A 24,183-nucleotide genomic window follows, 5' to 3' on the forward strand; every position below is an offset into this window, starting at 1 on the left:
TAAGTAGTGATGTGTTTTTGATAAGACATAAATAAAAATCTACTTTTCCGTCTATATGCTAACCTGCTTACTAACCGTTTCCCTCGCTAAAAGAAAACTCATAATCACTTGCGCTGCTACTCTACTCGTCATATCTCTGAAATCAAGAGTTGGATCAATCTCTACTATATCCATCCCTTGAACGAGCGGTTCTTTACCAAGGAATTCAATCGCATCTAGTAAAGTCGTACTATCCATTCCACCAGGCCCAATTGCTGGACAACCTGGTGCAAACGCTTGGTCTAGCACATCCATATCAAGAGAAATATAAATAGAAGTCACACCTTGATTTCTTAATAATTCAATACTTTCCGTGATAATATCTTTTATTTCTCGCTCTCGTACGTCTTTCATTGTATACACTGTTACACCATGCTCTATTGCATATTCATGGTACGCACGTGCATTAGAAAAATTACGAATTCCAATTTGAACAAGTTGTTTCCCTGTAATGACATCATTTTCTAGTAAACTACGGAATGGTGTACCATTTGATGGGCCTCCATCATCTAAATTACGTAAATCATGATGAGCATCAAATTGAATAATCCCGACCTTTCCTTTACTGTTTGCAAAACCTGTTATACTCGGAAAACTAATCGAGTGGTCACCACCAAGAACGATTGGTATCATGTTCGGGTTTACTTTCGTTACATGACCAACTGTTTTCGCAATTCGTTTGTGACTTTCTTTTATATCCGTCACATGCATCGTAATATCGCCGCAATCATATAAGACACTTTCTTTCATATCGTGTTTTTCTGTAATTGCATATGTACTATATGCATCTAACATCGCACGAATTGTCTTTGGAGCAAAACTCGCTCCTGAATGACTAATAGATGGTTTAGAAAGGGGTGCTCCAATTAAGGCAGCACCGAATATTTCTACACCTTCCTCCCAATCTTTAATCATCTCACTCCATTTTGTCACTTCACGATCAATAAACTTTGCGTTTTTCTTTAAATAGTGGCCGTGCTCCACGATTGTTCACCTCTTGTATATGCAATATTACCATTCTTCCATACTGTATTCACATGACTTACGCCGTAATGATACGGTACGTAAGCATAATTGTAAGCATCCCATAAAACTAAATCTGCCTTACGACCAACTCTAATTTTCCCAGCTACATCACCACGGTTAATGGCATATGATGAGTTAACCGTTACGGCATTCCAAACTTCTTCTGGTGTCATTTTCAGTTTTAGCATCGCAATGCTCATAATAAGCTGAATATTTTCAGTTGGACAGCTACCTGGGTTAAAGTCTGTAGCTAACGCAACTGCAACACCTTCATCAATCATTTTACGACCACGAGCAAAGCTTTCTTTATTTAAATAGAAAGTTGTTCCTGGTAATAATGTTGCTACTGTATTCGAGTTTGCAAGCATTTCAATCCCTTTATCAGAAGCGCCAACTAGATGGTCTGCTGATGCTGCACCGATTTCTGCCGCTGCTTCCGCACCACCAAGAGGGTCGATTTCATCTGCATGAATTTTCACATCAAAGCCAAGCTCTTTCGCTTTTAATAAAAATTCTTTTGATTCTTCTACTGAGAACACACCTGTTTCACAGAAAATATCAACGAATTCCGCCAATTGTTTCTCTTTCATTTCTGGTAATAAGTCTAACATCCATTGTAAAAATTCTTTCGATCTACCTTTATATTCTTTCGGAACTGCATGAGCACCTAAAAATGTGGAAACTAAATCGATCGGATGCTCTTTTTGTAATTGTGCAGTTGCCTCTAATTGTTTCCATTCCGTCTCATCATCTAATCCGTAACCACTCTTCGCTTCTACAGTTGTAACGCCGAAAGATAACATACGGTCTAAATGGAATTTCGCTTTTTGAACAAGTTCTTCTTTCGACGCCTTTTTCGTTGCATTTACAGTTGAAAGAATACCTCCGCCTTGTTCTAAAATTTCTAAGTACGGAACTCCTTGTAATTTTAGCGCAATTTCGTTTTCACGCGATCCACCAAATACAAGATGGGTATGCGGGTCAACAAGACCAGGAGAAACCATTTTCCCCCCGCAATCAATAACTTCTTTCGCTTGTAATCCTTTCGCTTCTTCCGCTGTTCCAACGAAAGTGATTACACCATTTTCAATTCCAACCGCACCGTTTTCGATAACAGGAAGCGTGTTCATCGCTTCCCGTCTTAACAAGCCATCTTCTTGATCCATTGTTAGTAATTGACCGATATTGATTAGTAAAGTGTCCAGCATGCTTTCTCCTCCTTATTTCATCATTGGAATGTTAACGCCTTTTTCTTTCGCAGTTTCCACAGCTAAGTCATACCCTGCATCCACGTGACGAACAACACCCATACCAGGGTCAGAAGTTAATACGCGCTCAATACGTTTTGCTGCTGCTTCTGTTCCATCTGCAACGATAACCATTCCCGCATGAAGTGAATAACCCATACCAACGCCACCACCGTGGTGAACAGATACCCAGCTTGCACCGTTTACACTATTAATTAATGCATTTAAAATTGGCCAGTCAGCTACTGCATCACTACCATCTTTCATCGCTTCTGTTTCACGGTTTGGAGATGCTACTGATCCACAATCTAAATGGTCACGACCGATAACGATTGGTGCTGATAATTCACCATTTGCAACCATTTCATTAATGATGCGACCAAATTTCGCACGCTCACCGTAACCTAACCAACAAATACGTGATGGAAGTCCTTGGAACTCAACTTGTTGACGTGCCATACGAATCCAGTTACATAAATGTTCATTATCAGCGAACTCACGTAAAATTACTTCGTCTGTTTTATAAATATCTTCTGGATCACCAGAAAGCGCTACCCAGCGGAATGGCCCTTTTCCTTCACAGAATAATGGACGAATAAATGCTGGAACGAATCCTGGGAAATCGAAAGCATTTTTCAAACCTTCATCGAAAGCAACTTGGCGAATGTTATTTCCATAATCAAATGTAATTGCGCCTTTTTCTTGCATCGCAAGCATCGCTTCCACATGTTTTGTCATACTTTCTTTTGATAATTGTACGTAACGTTCTGGATCTTCTTCACGAAGTTTCGCTGCTTCTTCTAACGTGTAACCTACTGGAATATAACCGTTTAATGGATCATGAGCAGATGTTTGATCTGTAACTAAATCTGGCGTAATATTACGCTTCACTAGTTCTGGTAAGATCTCTGCCGCATTTCCTAACAAGCCAATTGAAATTGGTTCTTTCTTCTCTTTATACTCGTTCGCAACAGTTAATGCTTCTTCTAATGATTCTGTATACATGTCACAATATCTCTTTTCAATACGACGATCGATGCTGCGCTTATCAACATCAATAGCAATAACAACACCGCCGTTCATCGTTACAGCAAGAGGTTGTGCACCACCCATACCACCTAAACCAGCAGTAAGTGTTAATGTACCTTTTAATGAACCATCGAAATGTTGACGAGCTGCTTCACCAAATGTTTCATATGTTCCTTGTAGAATCCCTTGCGTTCCAATGTAAATCCAGCTACCAGCTGTCATTTGTCCGTACATCATAAGACCTTTTTTCTCTAGTTCTCGGAAGTGATCCCAGTTTGCCCATTTTGGTACTAAGTTTGAGTTCGCTAACAGAACGCGAGGTGCATCTTCATGTGATTTAAAAATGGCAACTGGTTTTCCTGATTGAACAAGTAACGTTTCATCGCTTTCTAACGTTTTTAATGAATCTACAATCGCCTGATAGCTTTCCCAGTTACGAGCTGCACGGCCAATTCCGCCATACACAACTAATTCTTCTGGTTTTTCAGCAACTTCAGGATCTAAATTGTTCATTAACATTCGAAGTGCAGCCTCTTGAACCCACCCTTTCGTTTGTAACTCAGTACCTCTTGGCGCACGAATTGTTTGTTTTACTTTTTCCATTTCAATCTCTCCCTTTTCTCGTTTTATAGTGCTGCGTTTACATCCAATCTTTCTTTTATCGAATAATTCGTTTTTAACCAATGTGCAATATTTTCAATATCCGTTGAGAAGATGCGATCATTTGTAATAGATGGTACTTGCTGACGCCCTTGATGGTAGAAGCTCTTCGTCACTGTACTCATGTTTTCAATTCCGCGATATTCTGCCGCTTGCATCGCACAAATCATTTCAATTGAAAGAACACGTCTTACATTTTGAATAATTTGATGTGCATGACGTGAAGCGATTGTTCCCATACTTACGTGATCTTCTTGGTTAGCTGATGACGGGATTGAATCAACACTCGCCGGATGTGCTAACGTTTTATTTTCAGAAACTAGTGACGCTGCAGCATATTGCATAATCATTGCACCAGACTGAAGTCCTGGTTCTGGACTTAAAAATGGCGGTAAATCGTTTAACTGCGGATTTACTAAACGCTCAATACGACGCTCTGAAATGTTTGCAAGTTCCGCCATTCCTACTTTTAAGAAGTCCATCGCAAATGCAATCGGTTGACCATGGAAATTACCACCTGAAATTACTTTTTCCCCGCCATCAAAGATTAGCGGATTATCTGTTGCGGCATTCATTTCAATTTCTAATTTTTCTTTCACATAATTCAAAACTTGCCAAGAAGCACCGTGTACTTGCGGGATACAACGAAGTGAATAGGCATCCTGTACACGTAGTTCTCCTTGTTTTGTTGTTAACTTACTATCATGAAGAATGTCACGAATTCTGCTTGCTACATCCACTTGCTCTTTATAGCCACGTGCTTTATGAACATTTTCATCAAATGCATCAATAATGCCTTGTAACCCTTCAATTGTCATCGAAGCAATTAGTTCAGCTTGATACGCCGTTGCTTCTGCTTCTATATAAGAAAGAACTCCTTGTGCTGTCATCGCCTGCGTACCATTAATTAACGCAAGACCTTCTTTCGCTTCAAGTTCAATTGGCTCAAGCCCTTCTTCTGTAAGAGCAACCATTGCATGAACGCGTTTCCCCTTATAGAACACTTCACCTTCGCCTAATAATACGAGCGCAAGATGAGATAAAGGTGCTAAATCTCCACTTGCACCAAGTGAACCTTGTTGCGGAACGACTGGATGAATTTTACGATTTACAAACTCAAGAAGCATATTTACAACAAGCGGCCTTACGCCTGATACTCCTTTAAGCATCGTGTTCGCTCGTAAAATTAACATTCCGCGCGATACTTCTTCCGGGAATGGATCACCTATCCCACATGCATGTGACTGAATTAAATTATGTTGAAGTGCCTTTACATCATCTTTTTGGATAAGCACATCACTAAACTTTCCAAATCCAGTTGTAATACCGTAAACGACTTTTCCGTCCTCTACAATTTTCTCAACTACTTCGCGGCACTCCGCTACCTTTTGCATACTAGTTGGACAAGCTGTTACACCTTCTCCTTCCAGTAATAACCTCTTCATTTCTTCAACTGTCAATGTATGTCCTGTTAACGTAATCATCATTTTTCCTCCTTAAAAAGGCAAAAGGGGACCTTATCTTTTTAAGACAGACTTCTGTCCTAAAAAAGTAAGGCCCCCTTCTAACTAATAGACTATGGGCAAATCATATGTGATTAATTCCTAAACCAATCGCCTCATGCTCAGATCCTTTTACAGGTGCACCAATCGTTCCATATAATGCAACAGCAACCCATTCGCCTTCTTTTTTCCCGTCGTATGGTGTACCGCGCACAATCGCAAAACGAAGTCCTACTGTACGAAGAACGTCTGCTAACTGAATTTGACCTCTCGTCACTCCGTACAAAGCTTCCATAATTGCATGATAAAGTGCATGTGTTTCTCTGTAAACGTCTGTTTCAATAACTTGGTTGCTTTTAGCCGCTGTTTCCATTGCTGCGACAACCTTTTGCGAATTCATCGAACCCACTTTCCCCGTACAATACTTCCAACCTTTTGGAATGGATAATACAGGACTTTCATTCTCATCCGCAAGTGCCAACAGCATGGCCATACGACCAATTCGATGTGTTCCTTGAAGAAGCATGTGACTCTCTCATTTCTTTTGAATTATTTGAATATTACTTAATTTAAGAATATATGAAAACGGTTAAATCGTCAATAGTTTAAAATCATATTCAAACATTTTTTTCATCCCCCTAATTTTGTGTACACAAATGATTTACACAAAATTTCCAGACGTGCTATAGTCTCACTAACAGATGCAAAGGGGCGAAATTTCAGTGACAAAACGAAAAGATATTCATTTTCGAATTGAAGAGAAATTACTTGAAAGGTTTGAATCAGCACTCCATTACGAAGGTTTAAAGAAAACAGATGTATTAACACATGCAATCCAACAATTTTGCACAAAGGTGGAATGTGACAAAATGAATGATGTAAAACGTCAATATAACGTTAGCAACCATTTACAAACACGCATCGACACACATACACATTACGAAGAAAAACACGTAGATTTAGATAAGATCGTCATTGAACATTTACACCTTCAAGGGGATGAAAACATATTAGAGGTTGGGTGCGCTAGTGGAAAATTCCTTTCCCTTTTACAAACAAATGGTCATAAAGGCCCATTAACCGGGTTTGATCAATCCGAAGCTATGCTTGCTGAAGCTGCTAAAATAAATAACTTAATAGAATGGAAACGAGGGGACGCTAGTAAACTTCCTTTCGAAACAAATTGTTATGACCTAATAATTGCAAGACATATGTTATACCATGTGAAAGATGTTGAAAAAACAATTCAAGGCTTTTATAAAGTCATTCGTTCTGGCGGAACACTTTTAGCTACAACAAATTCTAAAGTTTCATTACCTCGTATAGTTGAAATGTGTAACAACATGCTTGACGCATTTGATCTACCGAAAACATCACCAGCAGTCTCTCCATTTTGTTTAGAAAATGGTAAAGAGATAGTAGCATCTGCTTTTCAAACGGTTGAAGAAACAGTTATTCATAATGCGCTCGTTTTTGATCATGCTACCCCAATAGTAAACTATATTTCCAGCATGTTTCCATCGTTAAATATACCCGATAATATGTATCTTCAAGCCGAGATGAAAGAATGGCTAACAGAAGAAATCAACAAGGAATTATCTCTCCATAACGGTATATGGCGCGATCCAAAAACGTTAGTAATTTATCGGTGTAAAAAAGAAAAAAGCTAGCATTTGCTAGCTTTTACACGTTTTCTCGTAAAAGTTTCTCCATTACTACATTACCTTTACCACAATAAAAATCTGTATTATGTTTGTCTGCCACTCCAAAATAAGAGGCAATTGCTATTCCAAATGGTACAAATGCATGCCCTTGTGCTGTAATGATATTTGAGTGTTGCACAACTTCTTCATACACGAAATTTTCTACTGGAAAACAATCGAATTTTTGATAATCTATAGTCGCAGTATAAGAAATCCCTTTAAATAACCCTGCTTTTGCTAGCGCATACGGTCCAGCACAAATTGCCGCCACTAATTTTTCTTGTTCGTGAAATTGACGAATGACTGAAAAAAGAGATTTCGCATCTTTCAACTGTACTTCTTCTCCACCTGGAATAAGTACCCCCTCATACTCATCTACACGTACTTCACTTACTTCTATATGTGGTTGCACTTGCAAACCTGTTTCACTTATAATCAATTCTTTTGTTAAGCCCGCTGTAATGATTTCAAATTTATTTTTCAGCAATGCCGTCGCTACTGTTATTTCAAACTCCGCAAATGTTGGGTATACAAATAAAAGTATTTTTTTCATAGCCCTCTCTCCTTTAACCAGTCCATAAAATATACCTCTAAATCGTCAACTGTTAATCTATTCGTGTCCACATAAGTTACAGGAAATTGTTTATACCAGTCTTTTTCAGTTTCTGCTAATTTAAATTGCTCCTCAAATGTACTTCTGTTTCTTGTTCTATCATTATTTTTTCTATCATATAAATTACTTTCCGATACATCCAAATAAAAAATAGCATCCGAACGGCATTCTCTTAATTTATATAATTCATCTTTCAATTCATTTTCTATATCCCACTCTTTCCCTATAACCATTGGGTAAAAAAGTGTATAAAATTCGATGTCTTCTGGCCCACGATCAAAAATCACGACTGAACCTTTTGCATTTTGAAAATCTTTTATTTTAGCTTCTATAAACATTTTTTGATTTGCTATAAACCCTTCTTTTGAATTCATATCCAACTTTAATCGCTTTCGCTTTTCTACAATTGGATAAGGATTTTCATATATAACTGAAAACCCACATCGCTCTAACCTTTTAGCCAATGTCGTTTTTCCGCTTGCCATCGGTCCTTGGAGTGAAATTACATATGCCATTCCTCTCATTCCCTTGCGCTTTAGTAAAACTATAATATACAGAATCTTGAAAACTATCAACATTATATATATCATCTTGTTTCTTATTCTTATCTAACTTATAATGAAAAATAGAGATTATGACGGACGCATCAATAATGTAAGCTTGGAAATCCAAGCTTACATTATTTTTTGCTTTCCCTTTTCTAATAAAAAGAGTATACTAGATTGGAACGTATGTTCTTAATAATTACATACAGTAAGGAGATAGAACAATGGTATACGACACAAAAGCAATTTCTTGGAATGAATCTTTAAAACAACTTCAACGCCGCTATACAAACAAACAAGTTGACCGAAAAGAATTTGAGGATATTGAACTGATGGAATTCTTCCGCGATAACGACTACATTTCTTTACCTACACACATAAGCGGCCTATCAAAAACACGTTTTACTTCTTACTCTATTTTCACAACTGAAGATAAAGATCGTAAAGTTGGCACATTAATCATTGAATATGTAGAAGATGATAATAATAATTTACATGTGGAACAACTATACTTTGTTTAAATGATAACGCTTGGTCAAAATGACCAAGCGTTCTTGCTTTCTATGAATCTCACTGTATATAATATGAATAAAAGAAAACCGCTATCATTAAGGGGGGATATGCTTGCTCGAAGGATGGTTCAGTTGGTTCATTGTATTATGGACGGTTATTTTATTAGGGCTTATGTCTATCGGTGGATACTTTATGTTCAGAAAATTTTTAAAACGTTTACCAAAAGAAGACGGCATGTCCATTTTGGATTGGGAAGAACACTACATAAATAAAACGAGACATTTATGGGCTGACGAACAAAAACAATTGTTAGAAGAGCTTGTAAGTCCTGTTCCAGAACTATTTCGCGATGTTGCAAAATCAAAGATTGCTGGAAAAATCGGGGAACTTGCATTACAAGAAAATGCCTCTCAAATTACACAAGACTTAATTATTAAAGGATATATCATTGCCACACCAAAGCGTGATCATAAATTTTTAATTAAAAAACTACAAGAAAAAAAGATTGATTATTCTAACTATCGATCTTTACTCGCAAAGTAACTTCATATTATTTTCGATAAAAAAGACAGCGCCTTTGACGCTGTCTTTTTTATTTGGTACATATACAGTTTTTAAGTTAGTTTCATATCTTTTTCATTATAAAAACCATCTTCTTTTTCCATTTCCTTCTGTAATTTCGTAAAGGAACGATACATTGCAATTCTCCATGACACAATCATCGCGAACGCAAGTAAAAAGAACATGCCACTAAGTTGTCCTAAATCAAGAGATTGGCTTAAGTATGTTTTAAATACAATCCGCACTACAAGTAATCCAATTAATATAAAAACAAAGGCTTTGGAACGCTTCAAATAAATCTCTTGTCCTCTAATTTCAAATTTAGATGTTTTAATAAGAAAAATAGAGAAAAACAAACCGACGCCAATTGCTTCTAACATTTCCGCTGGAGTTAATCGAAATTCAGGAAAAACATACATCAATGCTCCCGTGCTCATAAAAAATGGCGGAAGTATAATTTTTTTCAATGTTGCAGGTTTCTTAGCTGCTTTTAAACGAATAAACATCGCACCGACAGCCATACAAACAGCAACGATACTTGATAAAAGAACTATGTTCATATTTTCTCATCCTTTTTTGTGGCTATATGCAAAATATACTTTCATTATATGCTTTTCCGTTAGTATTTCCAACATTTTCGCAGAATAATACTAAAAACCGGTAAAACCACCAAATAAACTTGAGAAATATACGATAATTTTCGTCATCCAGTTAAAGTATAGGAAGACCCCCATAACAATCATAATATATCCTCCGACTTTCATGAAGGCCATACTATTTCTTTTAATCCAAGACATTTTCGTAATAAAGAATGACAGTACGAAAAACGGGATAGCAAATCCAAGTATGTAAGCAATCATGTAAATCATTGCTGATTCTGGGTTTGTTGCTGCTAATCCAATTACGGACACTAGAATTGGTCCGGTACATGGCGTCCACCCTGCTGCAAAGGCTAATCCAATTAGTACTGATCCAAAATAGCCACTTGGACGATTTTTAAATGTAAATTTACGGTCTTGCATTAAAAATTTCGGCTTAAACACCCCGACAATAATTAAGCCGAACACGATGATAAATATACCACCTAACTGTCTGATTAAATCTTTATAGTCAGTAAAGATTCCTCCAATAAAACTTGTACCAAATCCAATTGCAATAAATATAATTGAAAATCCAAGTAAGAAAAACGCTGTATGTATCATACTTCTTTTGCTAAGCATTGCATTTTCTTCTTTCAATTCAGAAACCGACATACCTGTTATGTACGATAAAAATGCCGGATAAAGCGGTAAGCAACATGGGGAAATAAATGATAAGAACCCGGCGCCAAACGCTAAAAAAATACTAATATCTTGCATCATTCCACTCCTCTCCCTAAATATTGTAACAAAAACACATAAAAATACTATGAACAATTCGTGAAATCACTTTTACAACGTGGCAATAAGAAAAACCGTACTTCCTCACAGTTTCTAATAAAACGTTTTTATTTCCTTCTATTATATAGAAAAAACTCAAATGGATTATGAAAACTCCTTTAATTGTCATTACCATAACAAAGGTAACATAGTTTCTCAAATAATTAGCACGTTACTAGTACGTCTATATACATATTGGTTTAAAAAATATTTTTTTCAAATGCTGGCTCTATACAATGCAAAGTTGATTTTATAATACTTCTACTATTAATAATTTCAAGATTATGCATAAATATCATACTTTTATTATTATTCTATAAAATGTCATACTTTTCTTTCATTTGACCCTTTATTTCTAATTTTGTATACTTCCCTCTAGTTATATATTTTCGATACGGAACAACTTCATATAGATGGGAGGAATTTTTCATGCTTCGTTATTCTCTTTTAGTTTTATTAGGAGCGTGTAGTTATGGAATTTTAGCTATTTTTGTTAAGCTTGCATATGCAGAAGGATTTTCACTTGGAGAGGTAATTGGCAGCCAATATTTGTTCGGTTGGATTATTTTGCTTGCTATTACACTTCTATTTTCTAGACATCGCGTTCCTTTAAAGCAAGCATTACTTTTATTCGTTGCAGGAACATCTGCAAGTTTTACCGGAATTTTTTATTATGCTTCATTAAAAACTGTACCAGCTTCTATTGCAATTATTCTTTTATTCCAATTTGTTTGGGTCGGAATTATCATTGAAGCAGTCGCAACAAAAACATTACCTTCAAGAGAAAAAGTTATTTCTGTTATTTTCTTACTTGTAGGGACATTTTTATCAAGTGGTTTACTTGAACAATCAGCAGGTGCTTTCAATACGACTGGGATCATTTTAGGTTTATTATCTGCTGTTACATTCGCAACATACATTTTCGTGAGCGGAAAAGTTGCTGTTGAAGTACCTTCATTACCGCGCGGTGTTCTCTTAATGACTGGTGCTTTAACTTTAGTCATGATTGTATTCCCACCAACATTTATTTTTAATGGTGCCATTTCTCAAGGTCTTTGGAAATACGGTTTAGGATTAGGAACATTTAGTATCGTAATTCCATCTATTGCCTTTACAATCGGTATTCCAAAAATCGGTTCTGGCTTAGCAACTATTCTTGGTGCAGCGGAACTACCAGTTACAACAATTATGTCCGTATTCGTTTTAAAAGAGGCTGTACTATCTTCACAATGGTTCGGTGTATCACTTATTTTAATCGGGATTGCAATCCCGCAAATTGCATACGCAATGCGTGGACGTTATCGTAAACATCATACGCATAAAAAAGTCGCAGCATAAAGCGAAACTTTAATTAGTTGAACCAATCGGACTGCCCATTAATACGGGATAAACGAGAGAGGATTTTCATTTGAGAATCCTCTCTTTTATTGTTGTATACTTATGATAAATATTTTGCTGAAGAAAGAAGGCATACTACATGGTATCTATTTCAAATCAACTAAAAGAAAAACTTATTTCCATCCGTCGACATTTACATGAGTATCCAGAACTATCGTATGAAGAGTTCGAAACAACAAAAGCAATAAAAAATTGGTTAGAAGAAAAAAACATTACTATCATTGACTCCAATTTAGAAACAGGAATTATCGCTGAAGTGTCTGGTAATAAAAACGGGCCAATTGTAGCAGTTCGTGCTGATATTGATGCCCTTCCTATTCAAGAAGAAACACATTTGTCCTATGCATCTAAAGTACGAGGAAAAATGCATGCTTGTGGACACGATTTTCATACAGCTGCCATTTTAGGTACTGCTTTCTTATTAAAAGAAAGAGAATCTTCCCTAAATGGAACGGTTCGCTTCATATTCCAACCAGCTGAAGAAAGTAGTAATGGCGCTTGCAAAGTTATTGATGCTGGACATTTACGTAATGTGCAAGCGATTTTCGGCATGCATAATAAACCTGATTTACCAGTAGGTACAATTGGCATTAAAGATGGTCCACTGATGGCTGGAGTTGATCGATTTGAAATTGAAATTCACGGAGTTGGTACACACGCGGCTGTACCAGATGCTGGCGTAGATCCTATTGTCGCATCCTCTCAAATTGTGATGGCACTGCAAACAATTGTAAGCCGAAATATAAGTTCATCTCATAATGCGGTTGTTAGTGTTACAAATATTCACGCAGGAAATACGTGGAACGTAATTCCTGAAAAAGCTACGTTAGAAGGAACGATTCGCACGTTCCAAGCTGAAACACGTGAAAAGATTCCAGCACTCATGGAGCGTATTATTAAAGGTGTATCTGATGCATTAGGTGTAAAAACGAAATTCCGTTTTTATTCAGGTCCTCCTGCTGTTCACAACGATAAAGCTCTTACAGACTTATCTACTCAAGTTGCCACAAAGATGAATCTTAATATCATCTCGCCTAGTCTATCAATGGCTGGAGAAGATTTCTCATTTTACCAACAGGAAATACCAGGTTCATTCGTCTTTATGGGAACGAGCGGTACACATGAATGGCATCATCCTGCTTTTACAATTAATGAAGAGGCACTGCCTATAAGTGCAGAATACTTTGCTTTACTAGCCGAAAGAGCACTTAAACAATTCTCATAAAAAAAGCCGTTCAAAGTGCATCTCAGCACCCTGAACGGCTTTTCTTATTAAGTTAAATCACGTTTTAAAAACACAGTATATGAAATACATAAAAATACGAACAAATAAAGTAGCAACATACATGATGCAAACGGGAATGTTACTCCATCAATAAAACTTCCGTTCTTTGAAATACTATATAAATCTGTGTTTGCTGGCAATAAATATTTCGCCCAGTTATATCTAGTGGCTGCTAATAACGCAATATTGCCTGATAAAGCAAGGAATAGTGAAATACCAATTGCACCTCCACTAGATCTCGTTAACACAGAAATCATAAATGCAAACGATGCGTACACAACCGTTGGTAACCACGATAAAACATAATATTTACTTGCTTCTACAAAAATGTTTTGTTTTATTATATTTCCATCTTGGAAAATAAACTCACTCCATGCAGGCTGTTGGAATTTATAAATAACAAGTCCACATAAAGCGGAGAAGATCATATTAAATATAAATAATAAAGCTGCAAATATAACGATTGCTAAAAATTTTGCTGTTAAAATTTTAAAGCGACTCGCTGGTCGTATCGTTAAAAATTTATATGTTCCCCAGCTATATTCATTCGCAAAAATTGTACTTGCATACACGAGGATAAATGGGAGCAAAATTGGAAATACGATAAAACCTGTATCTCTCATGAAAGAAAGTGGAGAACTGCTTGCCGGTGCTGTATCCGTATCTAAATGCTTCATCTTAAGCTGGTATTCTTTTACAAGCTCATCCCCTGATTTTTCTGCTAAAATAGCTTCTTTTTTCATGCCAAGCTTTTTCTCAATTTCTACAGTTCGTTCTGTATAATCTACTTTCCATCCTTTTGTTTCCGGTTCAAAATACTTTACCGTAACCCATCCTAATCCGATTATTAATACTGCAATAACTGCAAATGGAATAATCGTTCGCTTCCGCTTAAATATTTTATACAGTTCGTTATATACTAAATTAAACAATATCTTTTCCCCCTGTTAATTCTAAAAATTGCTCTTCTAACGTTTTTCTTTCTTCATATACACGATACACTTGAATATTTTTCTCAAGCAATGTACGAATAACATTTGGGATTTCTTCATCTTTTACATTAATAAGTAATTCATTATCTTTTACTAAAACATCATGCCCTAATATTTCTGCTGCTTTATTCGCATCATCTACACGTATACGGATCGTCTCCATCTCTTCGCTTTGGCTATGCTGAATATTTTGCGTAGCCACATATTCCCCGTGCTGAATAATGATAACTCTGTCACACATTAATTCAACTTCTGAAAGTAAGTGACTTGATACAAGTACAGCTTTTCCTTGTTCATGTGCAATTTTTTTTATGTACATTCTCATTTCATGTATTCCACTAGGGTCTAATCCATTTGTCGGTTCATCTAATATCAACACGTCTGGATCGTGAATAAGTGCCTGAGCGATTCCTAAACGTTGTCTCATGCCGAGTGAATACGCTTTTACTTTGCGATCAATTACTTGTCCCATCCCTAACAATTTCACTACTTCATCGATACGTTCTTCGGTCACATTACCATTCATTCGTCCGAAATATGTTAAATTTTCATAGCCGCTCAAAAAAGGATAAAATTCAGGTGTCTCAATTACCGCTCCAATTTTCGCAGCTGTTTTTTCGAATTGCTGTTTCACAGATTGACCATCAATCCATACTTCACCTTCTGTCATACGGATCATACCAACCATCATTCTCATTAAAGTCGTTTTTCCAGCACCGTTTGGTCCGAGTAAACCGACAACCTCGCCTTTTTTCACTTCAAAACTAATATTTTGTACAAGTGTCTTTGATCCGATTCGCTTCGTTAACCGATCGACTTTTACAATTGATTGTTCATTTGTCATTCTATACAACCTTTCCTTCCCATTCTTTGTCAGGTCTTTTCACTGTAACATGATTATTTTTATGTGTAAAATGGAAAAAGGCATGATTTCTCATGCCTTTTTCTTGAAATGCAACGAATTTTTATCTTGTAAACTTTGAACAAATCGAAAACATTGCACCATCGATAATAGAAGGATAACAATCATAATTATACTCACTACTACTATTGCATATATTGTAATCGGTGCACTATTTATCCCTTGTATTCCTGCTATTCTTATAAAGATAATCGTAAATAATTTTAAAAATAACATCCCATTAACTAATCCAAAAACAAACGCTGCTCCATAAATGAATAATTGCTCCTGACATAATAAACATAGTACTTCTTTTCTTTTTATATTTTCTGCTACATAAGATGTAAACTCCTCTCTCCTCACTAGCAAAAGGGAGTACATCATTTTATATGTAGTAAAAATACATATGAAAATTAGTACAATAAACAGTGTGTAAAAATACATTTGAAATACAAATGCATCCCCTACTTTCAAAATAGCTCCTTCATTAAATTGTAACGATATCATAAAAAACAAAATCATAATACTCATAGCAATCCACATAAATTGCTTCATCCTTTTGGTAGCAAATGTTCTAATATTTTTTCTCGCTAACCGACATAAAGACATAAAATTCTTCCCCTACCTTATTACATACGCATTCTATACTACTAGTGTATAAAAATATGACATTTTAAACATCGCACTACAATCGGAATTTCTTCTAAGTCTTTAGTCCTAGAAAACGAAATGATAAAAAATCACATTTAGAATATAATTGTAAAAAGGAGGAGATTGCATGCGTATAAAATTACTATCAATCTTGTTTTTATTATTACTCACAAGTTGTAGCCAAATAAAAAACAATGAAGTTGCCATTGTTGAGCCATACAAATTAACAAAAGAGCAAGCTTCTATTTTACAAATGACTCCTTTTCAAGAAGGAAATAGCATGTTTTATAACGTTACGCTTAAAAATGATAAAGATGAAATAAATGCTACAATTGATTATTATAACAATGGTAAAAAAACAAAAGAAATTGCTAATATAGCTACCTCACATTTTTCAAAAAAGAAAGTAAAGCTTTCTTTTTTACCACCACATTTCCAATTCGATAAAGATATACAAGAAAAAAGGCAGTGGTATATGAATATTGAAGGTGCTTCAACGCTTGTTCATGAAGAAGCACCACCAAGCGTAAATAGCTCCGCAACTACTACAATCCAATCTATAAAAAATTTAAAATACAATCAAAAAACAATTTTAGCTGCTGTAATCCAAACAAGTAAAGAAACTGTAAGCGTCCCTACAATTGACGAAGACAAAGGTATTGATTTACTCTTAAAAGAGAATGAACACGTTTATCTATTTAGTATCGAGCTAAAAAAAGAACAATAAAGCGGAAATGCAACTTAAGTTGCATTTCCGCTTTATTGTTTAACAAGGTGTACTTTTATAAATCTGAATTAACTTCATTTTCTGTTACTACTATTACTCATCTTCTACTTCTATTCTTTTCTTCTCTCTTGCAATTTTTAAAAACTCTAGCAACTCTGGATTACTATTCATTTTTTTGTAAGCCACTGACATTTCTGCCACAAAATTAGAATCATATAATTCTTTATATACAACTTCTGTTTTATATAACTTATTTGCCGATACGGGTATTACTGTAATTCCAATCCCTGCCGCTACAAGCCCCATAACTGTTTGATACTCTGTTGCTTCTTGTACAATACGTGGACTAAATCCAACTTCTCTGCAAAGAGATAAAATTGTATCATACAAAGCTGGCCATACTGGTCTCGTAATAAATACAAACGGCTCATCTCGTAAATCTTCTATATGTATTTCATCTTTCTCTGCAAGTGGATGTGCCTTTGGTAAACATAAGGTACAAGATAACCTTTGAATTGGCTCTAATTCTAATAATTGTGTTGGAATTGGTGGACGTAAAAAGCCAATATCAATACGGTTATCATGAAGTGCATGAACTTGATCTGGTGTTGACAATTCATGTAATGCAACAGACACTCTCGGAAATTTCTTTCTATATTCCCTAACAATTGATGGTAAAATATCATATATCGCCGCACCTACAAAACCAATTGAAAGTGATCCTACTTCTCCCCTTTGCGCACTTTGTGCAACTTCTACTGCTTTTTCAATTTGTTCAAACGCTTTTTTTACTTCTTTTAAAAACATTTCTCCTGCTTCTGTTAGTTCAACCTTTCTTTTCGTTCTTGAAAATAATGTAACTCCCATTTCTTTTTCTAATTGCTGTATTTGTTGACTAAGTGGTGGTTGTGTCATTTGTAAACGAGCAGCTGCCCGTCCAAAGTGTAACTCTTCTGCCACAACAACAAAATATTGCAAATGCCGTAATTCCATTTTTGGACACCCTTTTCACTTTCGATTAATATGTCTAATATATTAATAACATATAATTTATATATTAGACAAATATTTTGAATGAACGTATAGTAGAAATTGTTAATTCTTTTTTACAATTTTTATGTAAAAAAAGAAAGAGGTGGTTACTGTATGAAATGGTGGAAGTTAAGCGGACAAATTTTGTTACTATTTTGTTTCGCTTGGACAGGTGAATGGATTGCAAAACAGACACACCTCCCAGTTCCAGGAAGTATAATCGGTATTTTTTTATTATTAATTTCGTTAAAATTTAACCTAGTTAAAAAAGAATGGATACAGGACGGAGCAGATTTTTTATTAAAAGAACTTATTTTATTTTTCATCCCTTCTGCAGTCGCTGTCATACGTTACAGAGATACATTAACACAATATGGAATCGATCTCATTTTAATTATTATGATTAGCACTCTTTGCGTTACCTTAGTTACAGGACTTTTAACAGAATTGCTACTAAAGCGGAAAGGATCAACGCAATGATCGGATTTCTTTGTTTATTATTAACACTATTCACATATTGGATATCAAAAAAAATGTATCAACGTTGGAATTGGAGTCTACTTTCTCCTCTTCTCGTCTGTCCCATTATTTTAATTGCTTTATTGCTCGGATTAGATACACCTTATGAAACATATGAATCTGGTGGTCACTGGTTAACTGAATTATTAAAGCCCGCAACAGTTGCTTTTGCATGGCCAATCTATAAATATTTTGATTTATTAAAGAAACATGGAATGGCTATCTTACTTAATGTCATTGTCGGTTCGTTTTTATCAGTTATTACTTCAGCACTACTAGCAAATTATTTTCAAATTGATTCATCACTAGAACATAGTTTAGCGCCACATATCGTAACAACACCAATCGCAATGGCTATTTCAGAAATGATTGGTGGTATGTCACAATTAACTGCTGTATTTGTCGTTTTAACTGCCTTAACAGGAGCATTGCTCGGTCCTTCTCTCATACGTATTTGCCGTATTAAAACAGCAATCGCAAAAGGTATTATGTTAGGAACAAGCGCAAATGGAACCGGTACATCAAAAGCATTCGAAATCGGTCCTGTGGAAGGAACAATTGCAAGTTTATCCATGCTTTTAACAGCAGGCGCTAGTTTAGTTATCGTTCCGCTTTTCTTGTCTTGGATACATTAAAGAAGCAAGTATTTACATACTTGCTTCTTTATCTATATATTGGCACAGCAATTCATAATCCTCTGGAAAAGCTAAACACAATTGTTCAACTTCATGTATCCCTTTCCAAGCAATTTCATGTATTAACTCATCAGGATCTTGGATTTTCATATTACCGCCTATTTGTTTAACAAAATAATAATGGACATACACTGGAACACCGTATGTAATACCCTCTTTTTCATATATTTTATTTACCACTTCCACATTGTAACCTGTTTCTTCCCAAACTTCCCTGATACAACATTCTTCTAGTGTCTCTCCCTTTTCAAGTCCTCCACTTGGGACAGACCATCTTTTTTCTTCTCCCTCTTTGCCCTGCAGTACCATTAAAACTTCATTTCTTTCATTTACACATACCGCTGCACTACCTATCCATCTCTCCATAAACATCCCTCCCCTACTAAAATTCGCCCTCTTTATTATTTTCCCCTTGAAAAAAGAGGAAAATAATAAAACAATGACGAAAAATTACATCAACTTCATAGACAATCCTTGTTTAGAAATTAAAACTGGAAGGATGAAAATATGATTTCTAATTATGTTGTGGAATGTGTCTTTTGTGAAGAAAATCGAAAGGCTCGCCAAGCTATTGTCACAGTTCCCGCGACTACTCAGCTACTAGCCATTGAAAAAGTGCGTGCGGAATGCAAACGTCGCTTCGGAAAAACTGTATTATTACAAACAGAAATTAAAGAAAAAATTGTTTTTGAACAAAAAGAAAGCCGACCATAAATTGGTCAGCTTTCTTATCCGATCATATTTTCACATGAAGATTAGGGGCATCCTCTTTAAGGATCGGGATTTTCCCATTATGTACGTTCCATAATGGTCATCGAACAATATATTTCTATGCAATTAACTATTGAATAGAATAGGGCAAAACTTGTTCGCATTTTTAGAAAAGGGATAGGGATATAATTCAAGTAGTACTTCGAATACTCGAACTTTACACTCATAATATTAAAACAAATCCTTTTATATGGGAAATATGAATTACCTACATAATTCATTCGTAAAATATATTAATAGTTTGCTATATTAATTTTATCCCGCTATTTGTAAGCAGTAACCCCCTACTTATTATAATTTCACCTTACTCTATCAATAGCATACATCCAGCTAAAACCGGTGTCATAATCATCGAAAACCTCAAAAGCATTCGCGGTGCATAATTTGTAAACTTCGCGCCAATATATGCCCCTAACATGGTCCCAATTAATACTTGCAATAACAATATATAATCTAAATATCCTTCCGAACTATATCCTAGACCGCCTCCAATTGCAATCGGTAATATAACAAGCATTGTTGTCCCTACAGATTGCTGAATCGTTAATCCCAATAGAACCATTAATCCAAGCTGAATAAACGGTGCAGAACCAATCCCAAATGAACCAGCCATCATTCCAGTAACTAATCCAAGGCATATACATTTCAACAAGTAGTTCATGGAAAACTCTTTATGCTTATATAAAGATGACTGTTCTTTGTTTTGGAACATAATTAATTTAATAAACATAAAAATTGCCGATAAAAATAACATCCCAGCTGTAAACCAATGAAGAAGATGTGCTGGTATAAGTGAACCAAATTTAGAACCAATATAAGAGCCAATTGCGCCAAATCCCCCAACAATCCCGCCTATAATAAGTGCTACATTACCTTCACGGTAATGACTGACAACACCTGATAATGTCGTAAACGCCATTGCAGTTAAAGATGTTGCAAGAGCAACATGAATAGGAATATGAAATACTAAAGTGAGTATCGCGATAATAAACCCAGCTCCTCCAGCTCCAACAAATCCTAATAAAATACCCATTACTAACATTGTTATAATAATTGCCACAGACTTTCCCTCCAGTAACACAATTATCCATCATATTTATCCTTACATACAAATAAAAAGCACCCTAGATGGATGCTTTTTATTTCAATGATATGTACTTAATCTTGATTAATCAAAATGACCGCTGGACCAGCTACTACTACTCCAGCTACTTCTATTTTTTCAAATTCCTTTACTGTAATAGATATAACTCCTTCTCTTTCCATCAATTCTTTACTCAGGACATCAGTCGGGATTGCTTTCACCGTCTTACCTCCTTTTCATTTATACAATATGATAAAGTGAAACTTTCATCAGTGGGGTTTTTGTCCGTACTTATTGATTATTAACCCTCACCAATCGGGCGAATAATCGCCCAATGCATCTATATATATGCATCACCTCCGCTTTCATTCCTTATTCCACTCAAAAACCTTCTCCCCCTTCCTTGACATATTGAAAAATAAAAAAGAAGCTATAACATATAGCTTCCTTCCACGTTTCTTTAATCTTTATGCACCGTATATTCCATGACTTTACCATCTCTATCAAATTGTAAAATAAGCTGTTCGCTATCTATTGGGATAAAGCCACGTTCAGTCCCAAGATAATACAAAGTGATAACTCCTTCTCCCCCACTTCTCGTTTCCGTTGGGGCTCCTAACAATTGTGTAATTTCTTCATTTGATTTCCCTTTTAATTTATATTTTTGTAATAGATCATCTACCATATGTACCCGCTTATCTGCATGATTTAACCATCTATTTTGATTAAACTTTGATGTATATTCATTTACACTTAGTTGTACAGTGCACACTATTAATGGTATGAGTGCTACTATTAACCCCCCCAACATTTGCTTCTTTTCTTCATTACGATTTTTAGAAACATATAAAATAGCCCTTTGAATCATGACTAATAAAACAAATGGTATGAATACTACAAAAATGCTCCTTACACTTAAGGGTATATGGACCATATCAATGACGAATATAAATACAATGTACATTACTATATATAAACAAAAAGAGACATACAAAATGCCACGTAGCATAGCGTTCAGAAAGATCTCCCCTTTTAACTCACTATATAATTCATCCGGCTAATCATTTCTTGAATCTGTTCTAATTCTTGCACTGTATATACTACTTCCCCTGCTAATATTTCATTTCTAAAGAACGTTACAATTTGCTCCCGATCTTTTAATCTAGGTGTTTCCTCACTAGAAAGGTCTACTATTTCTTTTCCATTTTTATTATAAAAATATACAACTGGTTTTACTTTTTCTTTTATACTATTAGCCTGCATTTCTTTCAAACCACTGTATAAAATTTGAGATAGTTTCTTCGCCCTATATACTGGATTCCCTTCATTTTTCACTTGTATAGTTGACGAATCTTTACCTACTATATATTCAAATGTCTCTTCTTTTTCAACTTCTTGTTGATACTTACCCATTTCATCAATCATAAATGAATATATACCAGCATTTTCTTTCGTTAAACCATGAATTAATTTCTCTTCCCATTCTTTCGTCTCAAGTAGATAAATACCAGTTTTGCACAAGATGAGATGATGGATTCGATTATCGTTTATTTCACTATTATTTTTAATAAAAACATTCGGCATGATTTGAATTTCAGCATCTAATATGGTGCCTTGCTCTATGAATCCTCGTTTCATATAATGTAATGTTTCGTACGTATTCATTTCAGCGCCGTTTTTAGTATATTCTCGTAGATTTGCAATTAGTTTTTGAAACATATGTATTTCGTTATTATGTTTATTTTGCATTTCACTACGTTCTTTACTATGCTGCACAGCTAATTGATTTTTCATCATACGCATATTTTCAATTTCTCTATTTGCACTTACTTGTAAATCATTGTATTTTTTCTGTTCCATATTTTTTAAATTATTTTGTTGTTCTTTATGCTCTATCACCGTAGCTGCAATTTCATTTTTATACGTTTCAATCGCTTGTTTCTTTTCAAATTCTACTTGCTGACTCTCTGATTCTAACTGTTTATTTTTATAAAACAGCACAAATACTACAGCTAATAATATTAAAACCGTACCTATTAGCACATAATTCATATTTTTACCCCTTTATTTCATTATCGATTATTTTTTATAAATATATCTATTATAGTATACTATGGTTTCGATATAGACTTTGTAAAAGTTGTATATTTTTAATAAAAGGCACCTCTGACGGGGCACCTTTTATTTTCACTCTATTGTACACCATACTGAATATAACTTGGATCGTAGTATATCCATTGATTTGTCCCTAAGCAAAGCCATCCATCTTGCTTACTCCATACTCGATACGATTCACCATGATGTAACTGTCTTATAACATTTCCATTTAATGATGGAGCATCACGCAAATTTACATTATCACCAGTAATAGTCGCCACATAATGTTTATACTGAATATAACTCGGATCATTATATACCCACTGATTTGTCCCTAAACAAAGCCATCCATCTTGTTCTCCCCAAACTTCATATGTTTCGCCACGATTCAATTGGCGAATTACACTAGACTGCAAAGATGGTCCACTTCTCAAATTCACATTATCTCCATTAATTATAGCAACCCCGTACACTGGAGTTGCATTATTAGGCGGGGAAACATTACCTCCACCACTTGCTCCATTCCCTTTTAAAGCTTCTAATGAAACTGCAGCTGATACATCACAATTTCCTACGCCTGAAATTTGTCCAGAATCTGTGTACTGCCACGCTGTCCACGTTGTCCATCCACCAGCATCAGCAGGCGGTGTACTCGAGTATTTAGCAATCCAAAGCGGTATATCACTTAATCCGCTAATTCCGAACTCATTAATATACCAAACTCCTGTATATAACATTACATCTTTTCCAGTAGCCTGTTTCACATAATTTATGAAGCTTCTTGCCCAATTCGATATAGCGTTACCAGTTAAATTACTGTTACTCGGATCTGTTGGTGATTCTAAATCCAGAACTGGCATTAAGTCTGTCTGGTTATTTTGTAATATACTCACAAAATATTTTGCCTCTGAAATTGCATCATTTTGTTCTGGGCGCGCAAAATGGTATGCACCAATTAATACATTCGCATTTCGTGCTGCTTGTACATTCTTAGTAAAAGTAGGATCAATGTAGTTTACACCTTCTGTCGCTTTTGCATACGCTGCTGGAATTCCAGATGCCTTCACTGCATTCCAATCAATATTCCCTTCCCAATGAGACACATCAATAAACGTAACATTTGAACTTGATCTGTTTTGCATATAAAATCTCCTATCATTTTTTTACTTCGTATA

At 35.3% G+C, this 24,183-nt stretch carries 29 protein-coding genes; 9 read left to right on the top strand and 20 right to left on the bottom strand.

What is annotated here, in order from left to right; all coding sequences use genetic code 11:
• Positions 1 to 51: 51 nt before the first annotated feature.
• From hutG to hutP, 5 genes are all read right to left on the bottom strand, one after another.
• Complete coding sequence (gene hutG / locus MR136_RS26195; RefSeq protein ID WP_000399851.1) at positions 52 to 1,023, bottom strand: formimidoylglutamase; 972 nt, start codon at positions 1,021 to 1,023, stop codon at positions 52 to 54.
• Positions 1,002 to 2,273, bottom strand: coding sequence for an imidazolonepropionase (gene hutI, locus MR136_RS26200; RefSeq protein ID WP_000887524.1), 1,272 nt, complete (start codon positions 2,271 to 2,273; stop codon positions 1,002 to 1,004). The genes hutG and hutI overlap by 22 nt, the downstream gene beginning before the upstream one ends.
• A 12-nt stretch (positions 2,274 to 2,285) precedes the next feature.
• The gene (gene hutU, locus MR136_RS26205) at positions 2,286 to 3,944 is read right to left on the bottom strand and encodes a urocanate hydratase (RefSeq protein WP_017674198.1); all 1,659 of its coding nucleotides are present in this window, start codon (positions 3,942 to 3,944) and stop codon (positions 2,286 to 2,288) included.
• A 23-nt stretch (positions 3,945 to 3,967) separates the two neighbouring features.
• A complete protein-coding gene (gene hutH, locus MR136_RS26210; protein WP_000631874.1) occupies positions 3,968 to 5,485 on the bottom strand; it encodes a histidine ammonia-lyase in 1,518 nt (505 codons plus the stop codon).
• 103 nt (positions 5,486 to 5,588) lie between these two features.
• A complete protein-coding gene (hutP, locus tag MR136_RS26215) occupies positions 5,589 to 6,029 on the bottom strand; it encodes a hut operon transcriptional regulator HutP (RefSeq protein ID WP_000926516.1) in 441 nt (146 codons plus the stop codon).
• A gap of 196 nt (positions 6,030 to 6,225) precedes the next feature.
• Here hutP and MR136_RS26220 point away from each other — a divergent pair, with 196 nt between their 5' ends.
• Positions 6,226 to 7,173, top strand: coding sequence for a class I SAM-dependent methyltransferase (locus MR136_RS26220; protein ID WP_000166760.1), 948 nt, complete (start codon positions 6,226 to 6,228; stop codon positions 7,171 to 7,173).
• A gap of 13 nt (positions 7,174 to 7,186) precedes the next feature.
• Here MR136_RS26220 and MR136_RS26225 read toward each other — a convergent pair whose 3' ends face one another.
• Together MR136_RS26225 and MR136_RS26230 are read right to left on the bottom strand one after the other, a co-directional pair.
• The gene (locus MR136_RS26225; protein ID WP_017674196.1) at positions 7,187 to 7,759 is read right to left on the bottom strand and encodes a DJ-1/PfpI family protein; all 573 of its coding nucleotides are present in this window, start codon (positions 7,757 to 7,759) and stop codon (positions 7,187 to 7,189) included.
• Positions 7,756 to 8,334 carry an ATP/GTP-binding protein gene (locus MR136_RS26230; RefSeq protein ID WP_000332129.1) on the bottom strand — a complete coding sequence of 193 codons (579 nt, stop codon included), beginning with the start codon at positions 8,332 to 8,334 and terminating at the stop codon, positions 7,756 to 7,758. The genes MR136_RS26225 and MR136_RS26230 overlap by 4 nt, the downstream gene beginning before the upstream one ends.
• 254 nt (positions 8,335 to 8,588) lie before the next feature.
• Here MR136_RS26230 and MR136_RS26235 point away from each other — a divergent pair, with 254 nt between their 5' ends.
• Together MR136_RS26235 and MR136_RS26240 are read left to right on the top strand one after the other, a co-directional pair.
• Complete coding sequence (locus tag MR136_RS26235; protein WP_000262401.1) at positions 8,589 to 8,885, top strand: hypothetical protein; 297 nt, start codon at positions 8,589 to 8,591, stop codon at positions 8,883 to 8,885.
• 103 nt (positions 8,886 to 8,988) lie between these two features.
• Positions 8,989 to 9,420: a DUF2621 domain-containing protein gene (locus tag MR136_RS26240; RefSeq protein WP_000889373.1), complete on the top strand. Its 432-nt coding sequence runs from the start codon at positions 8,989 to 8,991 to the stop codon at positions 9,418 to 9,420.
• A gap of 71 nt (positions 9,421 to 9,491) precedes the next feature.
• Here MR136_RS26240 and MR136_RS26245 read toward each other — a convergent pair whose 3' ends face one another.
• The 3 genes from MR136_RS26245 to MR136_RS28725 form a co-directional block, all read right to left on the bottom strand.
• On the bottom strand, positions 9,492 to 9,998 hold the full coding sequence (locus tag MR136_RS26245) for a CcdC family protein (RefSeq protein WP_001028439.1): 507 nt from the start codon (positions 9,996 to 9,998) through the stop codon (positions 9,492 to 9,494).
• 90 nt (positions 9,999 to 10,088) lie between these two features.
• Positions 10,089 to 10,796, bottom strand: coding sequence for a cytochrome c-type biogenesis protein CcdA (gene ccdA, locus MR136_RS26250; protein WP_061457610.1), 708 nt, complete (start codon positions 10,794 to 10,796; stop codon positions 10,089 to 10,091).
• 16 nt (positions 10,797 to 10,812) lie between these two features.
• Positions 10,813 to 10,962: a peptidase T gene (locus MR136_RS28725; protein ID WP_306426812.1), complete on the bottom strand. Its 150-nt coding sequence runs from the start codon at positions 10,960 to 10,962 to the stop codon at positions 10,813 to 10,815.
• A gap of 323 nt (positions 10,963 to 11,285) precedes the next feature.
• Here MR136_RS28725 and MR136_RS26255 point away from each other — a divergent pair, with 323 nt between their 5' ends.
• Both MR136_RS26255 and MR136_RS26260 read left to right on the top strand, forming a co-directional pair.
• Entirely contained in the window at positions 11,286 to 12,194 is a 909-nt protein-coding gene (locus tag MR136_RS26255; protein ID WP_061457608.1) for an EamA family transporter, read from the top strand.
• A 139-nt stretch (positions 12,195 to 12,333) separates the two neighbouring features.
• A complete protein-coding gene (locus MR136_RS26260) occupies positions 12,334 to 13,479 on the top strand; it encodes a M20 peptidase aminoacylase family protein (RefSeq protein WP_000253675.1) in 1,146 nt (381 codons plus the stop codon).
• A 47-nt stretch (positions 13,480 to 13,526) separates the two neighbouring features.
• On the opposite strand, the gene MR136_RS26265 is transcribed toward MR136_RS26260, so the two are convergent.
• The 3 genes from MR136_RS26265 to MR136_RS26275 all read right to left on the bottom strand — a co-directional run bounded on the left by MR136_RS26265 (position 13,527) and on the right by MR136_RS26275 (position 16,041).
• Positions 13,527 to 14,471 (bottom strand): ABC transporter permease, encoded by a 945-nt coding sequence (locus MR136_RS26265; protein ID WP_000482759.1) that lies wholly within the window; start codon positions 14,469 to 14,471, stop codon positions 13,527 to 13,529.
• Positions 14,464 to 15,375: an ABC transporter ATP-binding protein gene (locus MR136_RS26270; RefSeq protein WP_000180622.1), complete on the bottom strand. Its 912-nt coding sequence runs from the start codon at positions 15,373 to 15,375 to the stop codon at positions 14,464 to 14,466. The genes MR136_RS26265 and MR136_RS26270 overlap by 8 nt, the downstream gene beginning before the upstream one ends.
• Before the next feature lie 90 nt (positions 15,376 to 15,465).
• Positions 15,466 to 16,041, bottom strand: a complete 576-nt coding sequence (locus tag MR136_RS26275) for an ABC transporter permease (RefSeq protein WP_000050617.1) — start codon at positions 16,039 to 16,041, stop codon at positions 15,466 to 15,468.
• 169 nt (positions 16,042 to 16,210) lie between these two features.
• On the opposite strand from MR136_RS26275, the gene MR136_RS26280 reads away from it, so the two are divergent.
• Positions 16,211 to 16,810, top strand: a complete 600-nt coding sequence (locus MR136_RS26280; protein ID WP_001220617.1) for a hypothetical protein — start codon at positions 16,211 to 16,213, stop codon at positions 16,808 to 16,810.
• A 93-nt stretch (positions 16,811 to 16,903) separates the two neighbouring features.
• Here MR136_RS26280 and alsR read toward each other — a convergent pair whose 3' ends face one another.
• Positions 16,904 to 17,803 carry an acetoin biosynthesis transcriptional regulator AlsR gene (gene alsR, locus MR136_RS26285; RefSeq protein ID WP_000423234.1) on the bottom strand — a complete coding sequence of 300 codons (900 nt, stop codon included), beginning with the start codon at positions 17,801 to 17,803 and terminating at the stop codon, positions 16,904 to 16,906.
• Between the two features lie 153 nt (positions 17,804 to 17,956).
• Here alsR and MR136_RS26290 point away from each other — a divergent pair, with 153 nt between their 5' ends.
• Positions 17,957 to 18,322 (top strand): CidA/LrgA family holin-like protein, encoded by a 366-nt coding sequence (locus MR136_RS26290; protein WP_017673070.1) that lies wholly within the window; start codon positions 17,957 to 17,959, stop codon positions 18,320 to 18,322.
• A complete protein-coding gene (locus tag MR136_RS26295) occupies positions 18,319 to 18,996 on the top strand; it encodes an LrgB family protein (protein ID WP_000578954.1) in 678 nt (225 codons plus the stop codon). The genes MR136_RS26290 and MR136_RS26295 overlap by 4 nt, the downstream gene beginning before the upstream one ends.
• 12 nt (positions 18,997 to 19,008) lie before the next feature.
• On the opposite strand, the gene MR136_RS26300 is transcribed toward MR136_RS26295, so the two are convergent.
• Positions 19,009 to 19,422, bottom strand: coding sequence for an NUDIX hydrolase (locus MR136_RS26300; protein ID WP_000442982.1), 414 nt, complete (start codon positions 19,420 to 19,422; stop codon positions 19,009 to 19,011).
• A gap of 141 nt (positions 19,423 to 19,563) precedes the next feature.
• On the opposite strand from MR136_RS26300, the gene MR136_RS26305 reads away from it, so the two are divergent.
• Entirely contained in the window at positions 19,564 to 19,770 is a 207-nt protein-coding gene (locus tag MR136_RS26305) for a DUF3903 domain-containing protein (RefSeq protein WP_000625222.1), read from the top strand.
• A gap of 361 nt (positions 19,771 to 20,131) precedes the next feature.
• Here the strand turns inward: MR136_RS26305 and MR136_RS26310 are convergent, their stop codons facing one another.
• The 5 genes from MR136_RS26310 to MR136_RS26330 all read right to left on the bottom strand — a co-directional run bounded on the left by MR136_RS26310 (position 20,132) and on the right by MR136_RS26330 (position 24,150).
• Entirely contained in the window at positions 20,132 to 20,887 is a 756-nt protein-coding gene (locus tag MR136_RS26310) for a sulfite exporter TauE/SafE family protein (protein WP_059303518.1), read from the bottom strand.
• Positions 20,888 to 20,985: 98 nt separating this feature from the next.
• Positions 20,986 to 21,132, bottom strand: a complete 147-nt coding sequence (locus MR136_RS26315) for a BC1881 family protein (protein ID WP_000644411.1) — start codon at positions 21,130 to 21,132, stop codon at positions 20,986 to 20,988.
• Positions 21,133 to 21,371: 239 nt separating this feature from the next.
• A complete protein-coding gene (locus MR136_RS26320; RefSeq protein ID WP_017673069.1) occupies positions 21,372 to 21,920 on the bottom strand; it encodes a hypothetical protein in 549 nt (182 codons plus the stop codon).
• A 23-nt stretch (positions 21,921 to 21,943) separates the two neighbouring features.
• Positions 21,944 to 22,963: an NERD domain-containing protein gene (locus MR136_RS26325; RefSeq protein WP_001110284.1), complete on the bottom strand. Its 1,020-nt coding sequence runs from the start codon at positions 22,961 to 22,963 to the stop codon at positions 21,944 to 21,946.
• Positions 22,964 to 23,103: 140 nt separating this feature from the next.
• Complete coding sequence (locus MR136_RS26330) at positions 23,104 to 24,150, bottom strand: GH25 family lysozyme (protein WP_001181398.1); 1,047 nt, start codon at positions 24,148 to 24,150, stop codon at positions 23,104 to 23,106.
• Positions 24,151 to 24,183: the final 33 nt, after the last annotated feature.

This window comes from Bacillus cereus group sp. BfR-BA-01311, from assembly GCF_022664295.1.
In the GTDB taxonomy this organism is placed as follows: Bacteria; Bacillota; Bacilli; order Bacillales; family Bacillaceae_G; genus Bacillus_A; species Bacillus_A cereus.

Excerpts from the sequence above, each read along its gene's own strand:
- hutI (WP_000887524.1), bottom strand. The coding sequence starts at position 2,273 with ATGCTGGACACTTTACTAATCAATATCGGTCAATTACTAACAATGGAT.
- hutU (WP_017674198.1), bottom strand. The coding sequence starts at position 3,944 with ATGGAAAAAGTAAAACAAACAATTCGTGCGCCAAGAGGTACTGAGTTA.
- hutH (WP_000631874.1), bottom strand. The coding sequence starts at position 5,485 with ATGATTACGTTAACAGGACATACATTGACAGTTGAAGAAATGAAGAGG.
- hutP (WP_000926516.1), bottom strand. The coding sequence starts at position 6,029 with ATGCTTCTTCAAGGAACACATCGAATTGGTCGTATGGCCATGCTGTTG.
- MR136_RS26225 (WP_017674196.1), bottom strand. The coding sequence starts at position 7,759 with ATGAAAAAAATACTTTTATTTGTATACCCAACATTTGCGGAGTTTGAA.
- MR136_RS26230 (WP_000332129.1), bottom strand. The coding sequence starts at position 8,334 with ATGGCATATGTAATTTCACTCCAAGGACCGATGGCAAGCGGAAAAACG.
- MR136_RS26235 (WP_000262401.1), top strand. The coding sequence starts at position 8,589 with ATGGTATACGACACAAAAGCAATTTCTTGGAATGAATCTTTAAAACAA.
- MR136_RS26245 (WP_001028439.1), bottom strand. The coding sequence starts at position 9,998 with ATGAACATAGTTCTTTTATCAAGTATCGTTGCTGTTTGTATGGCTGTC.
- ccdA (WP_061457610.1), bottom strand. The coding sequence starts at position 10,796 with ATGCAAGATATTAGTATTTTTTTAGCGTTTGGCGCCGGGTTCTTATCA.
- MR136_RS26255 (WP_061457608.1), top strand. The coding sequence starts at position 11,286 with ATGCTTCGTTATTCTCTTTTAGTTTTATTAGGAGCGTGTAGTTATGGA.
- MR136_RS26260 (WP_000253675.1), top strand. The coding sequence starts at position 12,334 with ATGGTATCTATTTCAAATCAACTAAAAGAAAAACTTATTTCCATCCGT.
- MR136_RS26270 (WP_000180622.1), bottom strand. The coding sequence starts at position 15,375 with ATGACAAATGAACAATCAATTGTAAAAGTCGATCGGTTAACGAAGCGA.
- MR136_RS26275 (WP_000050617.1), bottom strand. The coding sequence starts at position 16,041 with ATGTCTTTATGTCGGTTAGCGAGAAAAAATATTAGAACATTTGCTACC.
- MR136_RS26280 (WP_001220617.1), top strand. The coding sequence starts at position 16,211 with ATGCGTATAAAATTACTATCAATCTTGTTTTTATTATTACTCACAAGT.
- alsR (WP_000423234.1), bottom strand. The coding sequence starts at position 17,803 with ATGGAATTACGGCATTTGCAATATTTTGTTGTTGTGGCAGAAGAGTTA.
- MR136_RS26290 (WP_017673070.1), top strand. The coding sequence starts at position 17,957 with ATGAAATGGTGGAAGTTAAGCGGACAAATTTTGTTACTATTTTGTTTC.
- MR136_RS26295 (WP_000578954.1), top strand. The coding sequence starts at position 18,319 with ATGATCGGATTTCTTTGTTTATTATTAACACTATTCACATATTGGATA.
- MR136_RS26300 (WP_000442982.1), bottom strand. The coding sequence starts at position 19,422 with ATGGAGAGATGGATAGGTAGTGCAGCGGTATGTGTAAATGAAAGAAAT.
- MR136_RS26305 (WP_000625222.1), top strand. The coding sequence starts at position 19,564 with ATGATTTCTAATTATGTTGTGGAATGTGTCTTTTGTGAAGAAAATCGA.
- MR136_RS26320 (WP_017673069.1), bottom strand. The coding sequence starts at position 21,920 with ATGCTACGTGGCATTTTGTATGTCTCTTTTTGTTTATATATAGTAATG.
- MR136_RS26325 (WP_001110284.1), bottom strand. The coding sequence starts at position 22,963 with ATGAATTATGTGCTAATAGGTACGGTTTTAATATTATTAGCTGTAGTA.
- MR136_RS26330 (WP_001181398.1), bottom strand. The coding sequence starts at position 24,150 with ATGCAAAACAGATCAAGTTCAAATGTTACGTTTATTGATGTGTCTCAT.